Annotated in this window: 11 protein-coding genes, 1 tRNA gene and 4 pseudogenes; 5 read left to right on the top strand and 11 right to left on the bottom strand. The window is 60.5% G+C overall.

Annotated features, from left to right (window positions below):
- Positions 1–198, top strand: a 198-nt coding sequence (locus C5F46_RS16925; RefSeq protein WP_210203004.1) for a hypothetical protein, incomplete at its 5' end; no start/stop codon positions are given.
- Between the two features lie 28 nt (positions 199–226).
- Here C5F46_RS16925 and C5F46_RS14355 read toward each other — a convergent pair.
- The 5 genes from C5F46_RS14355 to C5F46_RS14375 all read right to left on the bottom strand — a co-directional run bounded on the left by C5F46_RS14355 (position 227) and on the right by C5F46_RS14375 (position 7285).
- Complete coding sequence (locus C5F46_RS14355) at positions 227–1483, bottom strand: DGQHR domain-containing protein (RefSeq protein ID WP_107326027.1); 1257 nt, start codon at positions 1481–1483, stop codon at positions 227–229.
- Positions 1480–2001: a hypothetical protein gene (locus C5F46_RS14360; protein ID WP_107326028.1), complete on the bottom strand. Its 522-nt coding sequence runs from the start codon at positions 1999–2001 to the stop codon at positions 1480–1482. Before C5F46_RS14360 ends, C5F46_RS14355 begins: the two co-directional genes overlap by 4 nt.
- A gap of 99 nt (positions 2002–2100) precedes the next feature.
- Positions 2101–2940: a phosphoadenosine phosphosulfate reductase domain-containing protein gene (locus C5F46_RS14365; RefSeq protein WP_107326029.1), complete on the bottom strand. Its 840-nt coding sequence runs from the start codon at positions 2938–2940 to the stop codon at positions 2101–2103.
- Complete coding sequence (locus tag C5F46_RS14370) at positions 2937–6326, bottom strand: P-loop NTPase family protein (protein ID WP_107326030.1); 3390 nt, start codon at positions 6324–6326, stop codon at positions 2937–2939. Before C5F46_RS14370 ends, C5F46_RS14365 begins: the two co-directional genes overlap by 4 nt.
- Positions 6326–7285, bottom strand: coding sequence for a DUF4007 family protein (locus C5F46_RS14375; protein ID WP_107326031.1), 960 nt, complete (start codon positions 7283–7285; stop codon positions 6326–6328). The genes C5F46_RS14370 and C5F46_RS14375 overlap by 1 nt, the downstream gene beginning before the upstream one ends.
- Positions 7286–7437: 152 nt before the next feature.
- On the opposite strand from C5F46_RS14375, the gene C5F46_RS14380 reads away from it, so the two are divergent.
- On the top strand, positions 7438–8625 hold the full coding sequence (locus C5F46_RS14380) for a cysteine desulfurase family protein (protein ID WP_107326032.1): 1188 nt from the start codon (positions 7438–7440) through the stop codon (positions 8623–8625).
- 752 nt (positions 8626–9377) lie between these two features.
- Here the strand turns inward: C5F46_RS14380 and C5F46_RS17305 are convergent.
- The 6 genes and pseudogenes from C5F46_RS17305 to C5F46_RS14410 all read right to left on the bottom strand — a co-directional run.
- A pseudogene (locus tag C5F46_RS17305) lies at positions 9378–9605 on the bottom strand (hypothetical protein); the annotation flags it as partial.
- 23 nt (positions 9606–9628) lie between these two features.
- A pseudogene (locus C5F46_RS14390) lies at positions 9629–10135 on the bottom strand (DUF3883 domain-containing protein); the annotation flags it as partial.
- 388 nt (positions 10136–10523) lie between these two features.
- Positions 10524–10613: transfer RNA gene (locus C5F46_RS14395), tRNA-Ser, on the bottom strand.
- A gap of 91 nt (positions 10614–10704) precedes the next feature.
- Positions 10705–11076 carry a hypothetical protein gene (locus C5F46_RS14400; protein WP_107326033.1) on the bottom strand — a complete coding sequence of 124 codons (372 nt, stop codon included), beginning with the start codon at positions 11074–11076 and terminating at the stop codon, positions 10705–10707.
- Positions 11064–11777, bottom strand: coding sequence for a phage protease (locus tag C5F46_RS14405; RefSeq protein ID WP_168796905.1), 714 nt, complete (start codon positions 11775–11777; stop codon positions 11064–11066). The genes C5F46_RS14400 and C5F46_RS14405 overlap by 13 nt, the downstream gene beginning before the upstream one ends.
- Positions 11778–12091: 314 nt before the next feature.
- Positions 12092–12619, bottom strand: coding sequence for a hypothetical protein (locus C5F46_RS14410; protein ID WP_146160238.1), 528 nt, complete (start codon positions 12617–12619; stop codon positions 12092–12094).
- Between the two features lie 34 nt (positions 12620–12653).
- On the opposite strand from C5F46_RS14410, the pseudogene C5F46_RS14415 reads away from it, so the two are divergent.
- The 3 genes and pseudogenes from C5F46_RS14415 to C5F46_RS14425 form a co-directional block, all read left to right on the top strand.
- Positions 12654–12785, top strand: a pseudogene (locus C5F46_RS14415) (IS3 family transposase); the annotation flags it as partial.
- A gap of 108 nt (positions 12786–12893) precedes the next feature.
- On the top strand, positions 12894–13103 hold the full coding sequence (gene mads1 / locus C5F46_RS14420) for a methylation-associated defense system helix-turn-helix domain-containing protein MAD1 (protein ID WP_107326036.1): 210 nt from the start codon (positions 12894–12896) through the stop codon (positions 13101–13103).
- Positions 13096–13865: pseudogene (locus C5F46_RS14425) on the top strand (BPTD_3080 family restriction endonuclease); the annotation flags it as partial. The gene mads1 and the pseudogene C5F46_RS14425, both read left to right, overlap by 8 nt.

Consider the following 13865-nt stretch of genomic DNA (forward strand, 5'->3'; position numbering starts at 1 on the left):
TTGATGCTGCTTGCGATTGGACATAGCGGCGATGTTAACGTCGTCTCCGAACCGAGGAAGATGATGAGCCTCGCGAACGGTCTTTCGGTTGCCGGCCTGCCGAAGGTGATCGACATGCTCAAAGAGGGGGATGCTGATCCAATCTGGAACCTGTCCGATGCGCTGGACGAGATTCTCCGGAAGAAGCAGGCGGCATGACGGCGGTTAGAACTGACCAGACGAGCGTCTAGACAACCTTTGCCGGAAGCGCGGCGTCCTCGTCCCCAAGCGCCTTGCGGTAGCGCGTAAGGAGCGTCGCATCCGTGTATTTCGAGCGTCCAACCATATAGAGAATGACTTCCCGCATCGTAACTTTGTGGGAATTGAGGATTGTCCGGTTGCTGGCATCCCACAAAAGCCCGCGGTACGGCGCTTGATCCAACGTCCGCGGCAATTTTGCCGCCGCTGCGATAGCGTCAGAAAGTGTCGATTTGTTTGCAAGCTGCGCAATCACTTCGACAAATATGTCAATCCCAAGAGGGCGGTAGAGCGCGCTGCCACCGTGATTGCCCCTGTGCTTCCGGACGACAGGTTCGGCTTCTATCGCTGTAAAGAATTCACCCAATTCCGGAAATCGCGCGCCCATCTCTTCGAAGAAAGAAACGGCGTACTCGAAATATTCATCAAGCCTTTCATCACTTGGTCGCATATTCTGCAGGTTCTTTTTCGTATCCTTGATGTCCGAACTGACTTTAGTGAAGAGGATCGTAAGTACGTCGTAGAGATTACCGATCGTCGTAAGGCTCTCGACATTGGTGGCGGGCATGTTGTTGGTAGCGACAAAAGCGATACGGGAGCCTGAAAATTGCTTGGTGTTCTCGATAAGATGCCTTGCGCAGATGGCCATAACGTCATCTTCGTCAAGAGCGATAATATCACCCTTAGAGACCGGCTTGGCGGTCTTGTTCAACGTCGTGAACAGACGGCGGGTGCGTTCAAGCCCTTTTGCCGCCTTGTTGTGGGCGACAAAAATTACGGAAACCTCGTCAAACGGATCCTGGTCAAGCCCGCCTTTCAGCGCCTTCTTAATGCCGGCAAGCCGGTGCTGTCCGTCGATAGCGAAGAGTTTCTCATCGCCCCGCAAGGTCAGGAATCCGACCGATGACACAACCTCCTCGGTCAGGCTAGACAGCTCTTTGCCCTTTTGCGGCTTGACCCCGGACACGCCATACCAGTTCGGTTCGCCGTCATAGGTGGCGATAACCAGCGAGTTGAAGAAGCGCTCCGACTGTTCTTGGAGGTACTTTGAAATGTCAGCGCTGCGCCCGCGATTTAATTGCCGCTGGATCATGTCGGACAATTGCTTGTTGCTGTGAATCTCATCGGCGTAGCTGACCCGCGCACCGATCTCCGGAAGGCTCATCAGGCAGGAGTAGTAAACCCAATCCCCCATGATGCCGCGTAGCGCTGGTAGCGTGATCTCCTTGCGCTTGACTGAGCTCATCTGAATGCCCTCCTCTTCTGTTTTAGCTCCGCCTCCAGGTCGCCTTCGGAACACGGCGGCATGAGTGCGTTGTTCAGGGCCTTCTCAAGATTTTCCAGTTGCTCGGAAGTCACCTCGTTGTCAACGGCCGCAAAATAAAAGCAAAGAACGGAGTGCCATGTGCCGATCATTCGGGCAATTCGCGGCCTCTTAACAACTTTCTTCTCGTTGAGATAATCCCTGTACCGGTCGCGGAGCGCGCGTTCGGACCTTCGGCCAGCGATACCAATATACATGACATAGTGATGCGGCGGCAGAACGCCGTTCTCTCGGCAAACGACGAATGCGTAAATCCCCCGCCGGTCGTCGGGAACATTTTCGATGCCCGCTTCGCCATACGGAATGGACGACCAATTTAGCGCCGCGATACCGTATTCCTCTGCGCGCAGTCTGTCCGGCGTGAGAGTGAAGCCGATCGTGTGCTTTGCGATCTCTTCAACTGCGCTGTTCGTAAAATCAACTAGGGCGTCCAGATTCAAGGGCGCCTCCAGGGTCGATAGTAGGATGCCACGCCGGGCGCGAGCATTTGATCAATCAGTATTTCACCTAGTCTCGTGCGTTCCAGAATCATCTTTTTACTACTTATGACATGCCAAGCACACCTTGGCCTGCCCGAACAGTTCATCGATATCAAGCGTTTCATCCCCCGGCCGCAGCGGGTTTGCGCGTTGGCGGGCACGAACACGCGCCAAGCGCTTTTCATAGTCTTCCTTGATCTGCGCGACACGATCGGGCCGTTCAAGCTCGTCGAGTGACTCACCCTGGCTCCAAGTGAAAGGAGAGCCGTGTTCGACGGCATTCTTTTCATACGCCTTGGCCTCCTCGAAGGCTTCGGGATGTTCCTCTTTCAGGCGCACCCACTCGATCTTCTGCTGGAAGAAGCAGAACGTGCAACCACTACGGGAGCGCCAACGGTAGTACTGCGGCAGGCCAAGACCGGATGCATCGAGGATGTCCATAACCCCCGCCTTGTCGATGCCGACATCCTTGAACGGAAGCCTGATGATAAGATTGTCATGCTTGGAGCTATACCCTTCACGGTACTCTTCGTCCGCCCGGATTGCCACATAACTGTAAACGGTCGTCCCGTCTTCGAGCATGGGGCGAATCCAGTGCTCAAAAGGCCGCAGCTTAAGCTGCCGCGTGCACCACCGCGTTTGTGGAGACGGCAGAAAGCTGTTGTACTGCTTGAGCCAGAAGTCGAAGTCGCGGTCGGGATTCAACCTCAGGATCGGCTTTCCCAAAAAGCCTTCCAACTTGCCTAGGAACTCGTAGACCTCAGGTAGCTCCTTCCCGGTATCGGTGAAGAAATACTCGATATCGAGTTCTGGGTGATGATGGCGCATGTATACGGCCAAGGCGGCGCTATCACGGCCTCCAGACAACCCAAGGACATGCTTTGTTAAATCGCCCTTCATTGGACGGCCCGTTCCAGGCGCTCGTCATCCAGCTTGGCCGCTGGGCGCATATAGCGCGCGCTAAGCTCAGCGAGCGCAGCCAGAATGACATTCCGGCTGCCAGCGTCCGCCCCCTCAAGCGCCGCTTGGACGCGCTCAACAAGCTCGTCCACGGAGGCGCGTTCCGTGTCGGAGATAGAGAATTCTTCATGGACAGGTGCGGGCCGACCGTCGATCCCGACCATCACCGCCATGGCGTGGCGCCTCCCGCGGCGGCCTTTGACGCGCGCAAAGGTTTCCGCCCGCACGAATTTCTGCGCCATGTCCGCAATTTCGACTGCGGCGCGGTCAAGATCGGCATCCACCCAATCGCGCGGCGGTTTCTTGGCAGCAAGACTGGCGATACCTTCAATACTAGCTTGGCTTCCATCGAAGGTGGCAAGCCTGCCGATGAATGCGTCAACCTGAAAGTCACCACCGAGCTGGCGGATGTTCTCAGCCCGCGCGCGAAGCTCCGATAGGGAACGAGGGGAGGCATTGGGCACTTGAAGCTCTGCGAGCATCATGTCGCGCAAACGCTGCAGCATCGCCGGATAGGCCTGCACAAGTTCTTCGAGTCCCTCCCGGACGTTTTCGACGATACGGGAGAGCGCCTCGTCGCCTGTCGTTCCGGCGGCGCTACCGATCGTTTCGGGTATGTCGTCGAAGAGGAACTTGTTCGGATCGCTAGCGCGCTTGAACAGGCTCCTCACATTATCCGCATTGGACGAAAGCTGCATCGTTCGCTTCGTCCAAGGATGCAGCCGGTCGAAGATGGCGATCAGGCCGCGGGCAACGTCGATCGGTGCAAGATGGACAAGGCTGTTTTCCTTGTCGAGGTCGCGGACAATCTCCGCCATGCTGGACAGGAGCCTGCGCGACAAGACGGAAAGATCCATCCACCGGAGCTGAACGTCCGCCGCATCCTTGGCAAGGATTTCGACATCGACATCCTTGAACCTGGCCTGGAACACGCCTTCGCGGTAGAGTGCGACCGTATCGCGCCGCGAGAGAATAAACGCGACGGCAAGGACCGGCATGAGCCCGTCCCGCAAGCCGAAGGGCGGCGCGCGCCAGAGGTCATAAAGTTCGGATACGCTGACCGTACGGTCATCGGCCGCCTTAAGGTAAGACGCAGCGGCATCCCATAGTGGCGCCAAATCGCAATGATCGCAATGGTCGACCGGCGGCTCAAACCGCCATTCTCCCTTGACTTTGCGATAAAGGCCGGTGGCATCGAGCAGCGAAGCGAACAGGCCACCTTCCGCCGGGAATCCGTCGATCCCAAGACGCTCCTTTCCTTCATTTGTGACCATAAGGCGCAGCAAAGCATTCTGTGCGGCAACAGCATTGCTGGACGGCCTGATGCGGTTCAACAACTCGTTGTTAAGAAGGGGGGCTTTAGGGTAGCGCCGATCCGCCAGCTCCGATGCGATTCCGTTCAGTTCGGCATGATAAAGGCGGCGCGCCGTTTTGTGCTTAAGGTGCCAGACAGCGCCATCGAAGGCGCGGTGTAATTCTTCCTCAAGCTGACCCTGCAATGCCGTCAGCCGCGCCAGAACCTCGCGCCGCGCGACCGGGTCATGGGCCAGTTCAGGATGTTGGTCGCGGACATCTTCTAGCGCGACGAGTTCGCGAGCGAGGTCGGTGATGCCCCAACAGCGCTGGGATAGGCCGACAACAATATCCCAAGAATCCGCCTTCCTCGCAGCCTCACGGCAAGCAGCGGATGCAACTTTCTCGTTCTCCCCCTCCGTGGGAACCGCCAAAAGAAACTGTCCGATTGTGCCGTTTTTCGGCCGATAAGCTGCGGCATGTTCGGCCAGCGTCGCTACCGGCGCAACTTCGACGTCGAACCATCGCAGCGCTCCAGTGCGATGGTAGTGGCGCTTGGCGAGCACCGGCTGCAGGCCAGCAAGGCGTCTGAGGACATGGAAATCGACGCCGGCTACGTTCCCAAGGGCTTCGCGCACGGCATCGTCTATGTCGAAGTCACTCCCCGCGAAAATCGCATAGGAATCGTTGAACTTTCGGAACACAATGAGCGACCAGGCTTCCAGCTGCTTGAGCGCCGCATCGATATCTGGCACCCCGGTGCCGGGAAGACAAAGGCTGAGAATCTCCTTGCTGGCCGAGACGCCGGAACGCTCCTTAAACAGATCGATAAGGGCGATCGCCTTGAGCAGCCGCACTGGCAGGTCTTCCGCGCCAAACGCCTCGCAACGCTCGATGGCGTCCGCGGCGAGAGCCCACCTGTGGCCGTCGGGCGAGGCGAGAATAGAAGGTTCGAGGTTTGCGCGCAGGTACCCCCACAGTCGGTCGGGCTCATACAGCACCTTGACCGAAGAGTGCCGGATGAACTCCTGGAAGCCGAAAGGCTCTGCGGAATTCAGGAACCCGAAGATGCTACGCTGATTTTGGCCGAACCGCCGCCGCGAGATCGGCCCAAGCAGACATGCTACGACCGGGTGCAGTGGCCAACAATCTTCTAGCACGTCTGCAAGGTAGTCGGACGCGGCCGGTTGGCGGCGCTTGATCTCGGCGGCGACAGCCTTCGCGAGCTTGCCGGCGCGGACGGCACCACGGTCGCTCTCGATGGCGCGGGCGATCAGCTCGATTTGCTCTTCGCCGGCGGCATTTACGGCGAGATCGAGGAAACGACCCTGTATCTTAGACCATTCATCGCGCATCTCGCGCGTTAGTCGGCTCGCATACTCCTCGAAGGCTTGGTGGAGGATGCCGATAACGACAAGTCTGCCGCCGCTACGCGATGCAGCTTCGGCCAGGAGCTGGAACAGGTAGAGGTCCGCGCCATCCTGCGCCGCAGCTTCGAGGAACTTGCCCATTTCATCGACGAAGAGGACGATCCCGCCTGAATTGCCGGAGCCAACTTGGGCGCCTTCTGCAAGTGCAGCAACCACGTGCTCTTCCGACCACGCCTTCGCACCCCCCCTAGTGCCGATGCCGGCGGCTTCGAGCGCCTCGCCAATCACTAAAGCCGGATGCTCGCGGCGGCCAACGACGGGGAGTATTCGCCAGCCTCGAGACTTCGGCGGCATGTTGGCCATGATGGCGCGCGCCGTGTCACTTCCGATAACCTTCTCCGCGAGGGTGCGCAGCCGCTTATCCGGCCCCAACAGTGCCCCCAGTGCTACGACAAGGCTGGACTTTCCGCTGCCGTAAGGGCCGGTCCAAGTGAACGCCCCATGACCGGTTTGAGCCACATGCTGCGCGGTCGCAAGCAGAACGGACGCCGAAGATTGCGGGCAGATGAACCCCTCGAGCGCCTGCGGATCACCAGAATCCGCGTCGATGCGGACGGCACGCTGGAAGCGGCGGGCTATGCGGACATGATCGGCTATGGTCATTACGCTGCCTCCTGCCTATCCGCCGCGTCATAGTCGAGATCGACAAAGGCGAGCATCTCCTCGGGGCCTGCATCCCCCTCGCGCAGGATTTGCTTAAGACCGGCCGTCTCCGACCAGCGAAAGGCCCCATCGGTGACCTTATCAAGATCGACAAGCCTGTCCGCAACGTCGTTCTCGTCGAGAAGAAAGACGCGGCCTGGAGAACCGGGCTCGCGCGCGATCGCCTCGAATGACAATGTGCGGGCGCTGGAATACCCGCGCCAGAAATCAATCAAGGCGTAAAGAAATACGCCGTGACCAAGGGTGGATTTCGGCCCGCGGACAAATCGGAATCCGTCGCGCTTCCCGATCGGCTTGATAAGTCCGAGTTCGGTAAGGGGCGATTCAAGCGTATCTTCGTGGGTGCCGTTAACCGCAGGCGGGCGGGCGACATATGTTCGGACAAAGCAATCCACATCACGCTTGATTGTCGCGGTGGCAACGCGGGGCCATGCGCGGTCGCGGGCGATCTTCTCAATGCCGCGCACGAGGTGCTCGCGCTCGAATGTGACTGCCGGGAAATGGTTGAACGACCAGAACCATGTCGTCTTGGCGGTGCGGCCCGAAAGCATCCAGTGAGTGAGCCAAAGCGTCGCCGGGTGCTCCATATAGGGGTCCAAACCCTGCGTGCCGAAAATCCTTCGTCCCAATGGAGTCGTTCTGAGAGAATTAGGACCGGGCCCGTCTTCAATGATACCGCTCGCTGTCGCCCAATGACGAATCGCGGCGACCATGTTCTTGCCGACGCCGAAACGTGCGATCGCATCCTCGCTTGTGAAAACTGACTTGTTGTCAGGGTCGCCTTCCGTGGCGATCACGCTGTCAAATGCCTTTTTTAGCCACCCATAGCGAAGCGGGAAGGTCTCATGTCCTGAAAACTGATGGCGGTAGCCATCCTGAAAAAGCGGTCCCCTAGACATGTTCTCCAACCTGGATGTTCCATCCAGTCTCGACCCTAGCCCACAACATATGGTAGGGTCAACCGATGTCCTGGAGGCACCCCCCAGAGATTCCACGATACGCACTGTCGTGGGCGCAGAGCCGGGTTCGCCCCATAACTACAAGAGAAACAATGAGAATCGGGCAAACGATCTACCTTGACCATCAAGCGTCTACGCCGCTTGATCAACGAGTCTTGGCGAAAATGAATCCATATCTTGTTGATATCTTTGCGAATCCTCACTCTGCGGACCATGTTGAGGGCTGGCGCGCAGCTCGAGCAGTTGTGGAAGCAGCAGGACAGGTTGGAGAGCTCGTCGGCGCAGATGCCGACGAGATCATCTTCACGTCGGGTGCAACCGAAGCCAACAACCTCGCCCTCTTGGGGTTGGCGCGTAGATCGGGCGCTGGACGCCGGTGTCGGATTCTCCTCGGCGCAGCCGAACACAAATGCGTTCTGGCTGCGGGCGGCGCGCTTAGGGATCAGCTCGGCTTCAAAATCGAACACATCCCGGTCGACTTTAGGGGTCACGTCGATCCGGACACGCTCGAAGCAATGATCGGCGACGACGTGCTGATGGTGTCAGTGATGGCTGTGAACAATGAAGTCGGTGCCATCAACGACATAGACGCCATAGCCGCTATATGTCGCGCCAACGGCGTGATTCTTCATTGCGATGCAGCTCAGGCGCCTTGCGCAATCGATCTGAAAACGATCTCGGAAGTCGCTGACCTCGTTAGCCTTTCCGGACACAAGATGTACGGACCAAAAGGCATCGGGGCGCTGATGGTGCGGCGTGAACTGCAAAACTGCATCGAGCCGATCATCTATGGCGGTGGCCAACAGGGGAACCTTCGGTCTGGAACCCTGCCCGTTGCTCTATGCGTTGGCATGGGCGCAGCTGCCGCGCTTTGCAGCGATGCTGAGTCGGTAAACGAAAGACAGCGGATTTCAGGCCTTCGTGATCATTTGGTCAGAAGTCTGGAAGAATTGCCGTGGGAAACGATCCTAAATGGGCCTTCCCTTGATCGACGGCATCCTGGCAATGCCAACGTTATGTTCCCCGGATTGTTAGCTCAAGACATTCTGGGCGGAGCGCAGCCACTTCTGTGTGCTTCTACCGGGTCGGCTTGTACAAGTGGAATACCGGAGCCATCTCACGTACTTCGTGCGATGGGCCTTGATGCAGCCTCAGCAGAGGCCTCCATACGTTTCAGCGTCGGGCGCAGGACGACCCGCACCGATATCGATGACGCAGTGAAGATCGTCCATGATTCAGTTTCGAAGCTATCCGAAAGTCGGGTGAGCTTGGCACCTTAGTTTTCTAACACTCACAGGGAGGCGCTCGCAGGGTACTTTGCTACGCTGACCCTTTGATACGACTGATGAAATCACACTGCTGTTCTCACCCGACCTTGCACCCCCAGAAGGACGTGTGGTCGGCGGCGAAATACCCGTCCGCGACCCGGAAATACCCCTGCAGCTCGACGGTATCGCCTGCTGTCAGCGGCACCATGGTCTGAAGCCAGATCGCGGTAGCGAGCGAGACATGGGTGGCGGAGATTTCGCCGAGGGAGCCGCGGATTTCGGTCGTGCCGTTCAGGACGAGCCGCCCGCGCATGCGGGCCGTGGCGCTGGCGTTGATCTTGTAGAGCAGCGTCGCGCCGAAGAGATAGGTGCCGTCGACAGGCGCCACGAAGTGGTTGTTCGCGGCGTCGAAGGCCCCCTGATCGTTGTAGTCGGTGTTGTTCAGGCCGATCTTCGTCCAGGTCCCAACGCCCACGTAGTTGTCGTAGTTGGTGTACGCCTTGAACCGGGGCAGACGGGGCTGATCGACGATGCCGGTGGCGTTGTCGACGCTCAGCCCGTCGAAGAAGGTACTGCCGTCGGCCGAGACCGCGAGGCGGAACCTGTCCGAGCCGAAGAGCCCCACCAGCGCCTTGGTCACGAAGCCGGTCTGCAGCGTGAGGCCGAGATCGTCGCCCGCAGCCTCCTTGTTCATGGTGAAGAAGAGATCACCGGTGCCGCCCTCGGCGACGGTCTTCGCCGTCCAGAGCGCGGCATTGAGCTTGGCCGAGAACGGGTTCGAGGCGTCCGCCGTCGTGCCGACCCCGAGCAGCGCGAGGTTCTGCAGCGCGGCTGACGCCGTTGACCGACCAGCTGGCAGGCGTGGTCGACTTGGCCGAGACCTCGACGCCCGGCCGGACCTTGCAGGAGCCCGCACGCAGATCGTCGCCGAACCAGGCGACGACGAGGCTGACGCTCTCGACCGCCGGCGCCATGGCCTGCAGCCGGTCGACGTCGTAGCGGCGGCGCGAGTTGCCCGTTCATGCGCCAGCACACGTTCCTCGCCCGTGCGGCCGAGAGCCCGGTTGCGCTCGTCCCGGCCCGCCACGTCGAACTTGCGGGCGATGTGCAGCATCTGGTCGAGTTCCTGCGGAGGCGGCTGGTTCGACAGCGTCGGCGGCGGCCCGATCCAGATCTGCGCCGACTCGCGTAGGCCAGCGGCGGATTGCAGCCCCGGTTGGCGCCCGAGCCAGGCCGGGTTCAGCGCCAGCCACCGCGCCACGGCATCCACCAAGGTCACCTGGAACTTGAACGCGGGCTTGTAGCCGGGGACCCAGTCCTCGCCGAGGCCCTTCAGCACCGCACTGATGTTCTGGTGCTTGAACTCGACTGATCCCTCCGACCGGTCGTTCAGCAGCGGCAGCAGCGCGCGGCGGTGTTCGGCCTTGCTGTAGCGGCGCGTGGAGACGTCGTCGGCCAGCATCGCGAAGTAATCCGCGACGATCAGGTCGTTTTCTTCATCCGTCCAGGGCCCGTTCGACATTGCGCCAGGCTATGGGCGCGAAGTCTGTTTGTCATCAGAGACTTCCGGCAGAGTCCTGGCTCGCTTCGGATGCTTCCGCCGGACTTGGGGATCAGCAGCCACGGAGCCGTCCTTCTGGCCGCCCTGCGCTTTCGTGTCGGTCTCCGTCACCGGACTATCTCGCGAACGGGACGACCCCATGAACGCGGCAACCCACTGGCAATGCGAGGATATTTTACGCCGTCCCGTGACAGTCGAGGGGCGCTCGAAGAGAGACGCAGGCCATTCGGAGACCCATTCCGGGTCAAGCGCCCAGTCTCCGAAGGGCGGATGGCCCTGCCAAAGCCCTTTGAAACAAAAAGAAAAAAGGCCCCAATCGGGGCCCTTGGACGGATTCAGTATCTGAATGTGGCGGAGAGAGAGGGATTCGAACCCTCGAGACGGTTCCCCGCCTACACACTTTCCAGGCGTGCGCCTTCGACCACTCGGCCACCTCTCCGTTGGGCGGTCTCTAACCGGAAAGCGGAAGCCTTGGCAAGAGGAGACGGCCATGTGTGGAGATTTGCACGGGAGGTGTCATTGGTGGTCCATCAGGAGTGCAGTATGGAGGCCGTTGGGTTTGTGGAGATTCTTGCGGCCCCAGCGACTAGATGGCGTTGGTCCGATGAGGCGAAGGGACGAATGGTGCCGAGACGCTGGTGACCGGCGTCATGGTGAACGAGGTGGCGCGACGGCATGGCGTGAAGGCCAACCACTTGTCTTCCTAGCGAACGCTGGCACGGCAGGCCCAGAACGGTGGCGAGGCTGGCGATGGTGGGCGAGGCGCGGCGGAATTCGACCGCGTCGATCCAGGCAATGCGGGTCAGCGCGTCGGCGGCCATCACGGCCGCCTCGGCCTGCTCCAGCAGCCCGGCCTGCAACAGCGCGGCCCGCGCCTGGAACCGGCTGATCACCTGCGGCACGGGCGGCGGCGGGCACGGGCCTCGGCCTCGAACGCGCCGATCCGGTTCAGCGCCAGCTGGTGGTCGGCGCGCGGCACCCAGGCCGCAGGGTCGGGATGCTGGGCGCGGTTCAGCGCCAGTTGCTGATCGGTCTTCAGCTTTTCGATGGCGGCCACCGCATCGGCTGCGGCGGCGCCCTCGGCAAGGCCGAGAGCCTTGAGCACGTCGGGGTTCATTTCAGTCTCCTGATAAGGGTCTTCACGATTGAGGGCGGGCAGCTTGAAGTTCGGGACGTTGGTGAGCCCGATCGACACCAGCCGCATCACCGCCCGGGTCTTGGGGTCAAAGAAGAAACCGGGGCTGACATACCGGTAGGCCCGCGAGGCGATGGCCTCGCGCCCCGTCTCGTTCCAGTCGATCAGCGCCCAGAGCGCCCCGCCGCGGTTTTCCAGGCGTTTGACCCAACCCACGGCATCGGCCCGCTCGCCGGCCTCGCCCTTGACGTGGGTTGCATGTTCGAAGTCAACCGGGGCCTCCGCGCCGTCACCGGCCGCGCTGGCATAGGCGCGCACGACAGCGTCCGGGTCGGGCAACTGCCACTCGCGTCCGTCGCGCGCAGGCAGCCGCGGACCCGCCGGGGTGATCTGGACCCAGTCAGGGACAGCGGCCCCCTCAAAGCAGAGAGCCAGAGCCTGGGATTGGAGAAGGGCACGTGTTTTCATGCCGCCGACCATGCCCGGCGCGCGCCCGGCGATCAGCCTTGAAACTTTTCAGGGACAGCGGGGGCAGATTGGCGATTTCGGGCGGGCGCGCAGAGCGGGCCGCAGAGGCCCCGTCTCGCTCTTACCCTACGAGAAGACCCGGCGGCGCGGCAACCCCCTTCAAAGGGTATTCAAAAACGCTCTGCGGGCCGATTGCAGGCCGGGGCGACGGGCGTCGGGTTGAATTCCGGTCGCAGAAGGGCTATTCTTGTATCGTGACCCGAGCAATTCCGGACAGCCGGCTTCGGGCCGTGATGGGGTGCCGACCATCCGGGTCACGATCCGTTCAGGTCAATGATCATGTCGCCACGCCGGTTGGCATCCGATTTGAATCGGCGCTCGGTCGTTGGCAACATGCTGCGGACCCGCATGCCATCATCAAACCAGAGGACAAGAGACGTCGGGCGCTCCGCTCGGCTGGCACGCGATGTATCCGTAACGTGAAATCCCCTGGTGAACGGGATCAACACCCGCAACGTTCTGGTGCCATCATCGCGAACCTCGATCGCTCCCAGCGCAGCATCTGTGACATTTGCGATCAGGGCCAGCAGCTTCTTTCGGAAGGCCGCGTCGCTCGGATCGCCCAGATGATCGAGGACAAGATGTTCGAAAGTGGCGCGGCTGACCCAGATCATGCGGTCACTGATTCCCGCTGCGTCGGCCAGAGATGCCGACAACATCCCCACTGGCGCGCGGCCGGGCGCGCCATCCATGATCCGCGCCACCCGCCAGCTCGTTGCGATATCGCGCAGGGCGGCGCGTCGTGCCGCCTCAGGCAAGGCGAGCAGGCGGTCCTTCAGCATCGTCTCCATGTTCTGCAGGCGCAGCTTTCCGGGGTTGCGCTCCCAGCCGATCTCTCAGCGTCGGGCCTGCGTCCTGATCGGTGTCGATCCGAAGACGGTGCGGCGCGAGAGGCCGCCTGACAACCCGGAAATCCGTGAGGAGATGCACAAGATCGCCGATCGCAGGCTTGAAGAAACTGATTGGCCTGCGCGCAACCGGCAGCAATCATGTCCTAGTAATGTCTGGCAAAGTCTGGCACGCTCCCCCTCATCACATTCGAGAGGGAGCAGGTCCATGACGGACCCCATTCTCACTTTGCCAGAGGTCGCCATTTTGTTGAAGGTTGCAGAGAAGACTGTCTACACGATGGCGCAAACAGGCCAGATCCCGGCGTTCAAGGTTCGGGGCCAATGGCGTTTCAAGCACGACGACATTGATCGGTGGATCGACGAACAGAAGGCAGTGGTGAGGGGGAACGTTGCAAAGGACTCCCCCAATGTCTGAACAGTTCTTCGAAAAGCCGATCCTGAATTCCCCCTACGAATACCCCGGCCGCCATTGGGAACTAGACACTGACGGTCAGCCGACGAACCGCATCATCGAGACAAGGCGCCGCTCAGACCTGATTACGCCGGTCCCCAAAACGAAAAAGCAACGGCAAAGCCAGAAGCAGGGCGCTCTGCTGCTCGGCGCCGATGACGGTCTTTCGACCGCAGATCAGGAGTACAACCCCACCCCGATCATCAACGAGGTTCGGGGATATGTCGAAACGTGGCGCAATCTTCCGAACCCTGACCAGTGGCTCGTGACACCGGAAACAGCCCGACTGCTGCAACATTGGCGACACCACAAGTTCGAGGGCGTCCGCCCCTTCTTCTGCCAGATCGAAGCCGTCGAAACCGCGATCTGGTTGACCGAGGTCGCGCCGAAGATGGGGCCACGCGTCGCCAAGTTCTGGGCACACATCAAGGGGGCCAACGAGCAGGCCAACCCGGAACTGATGCGCCTTGCGTTGAAGCTCGCGACCGGGGCGGGCAAGACCACCGTCATGGCGATGCTGATCGCGTGGCAGACGGTGAACGCCGTTCGTCACCCGAACAGCAAGCAGTTCTCCAGCCGGTTCCTGATCGTGTCACCGGGCATTACCATCCGGGACCGCTTGCGTGTGCTGCTGCCGAACGACCCTGAAAGCTACTATCGTTCGCGCGAGATAACGCCGCCTGACATGCTGCGTGACATCCAGTCTGCCAAGATCGTGATCACCAA

Source organism: Phaeovulum veldkampii DSM 11550, from assembly GCF_003034995.1.
Classification (GTDB): Bacteria; Pseudomonadota; Alphaproteobacteria; order Rhodobacterales; family Rhodobacteraceae; genus Phaeovulum; species Phaeovulum veldkampii.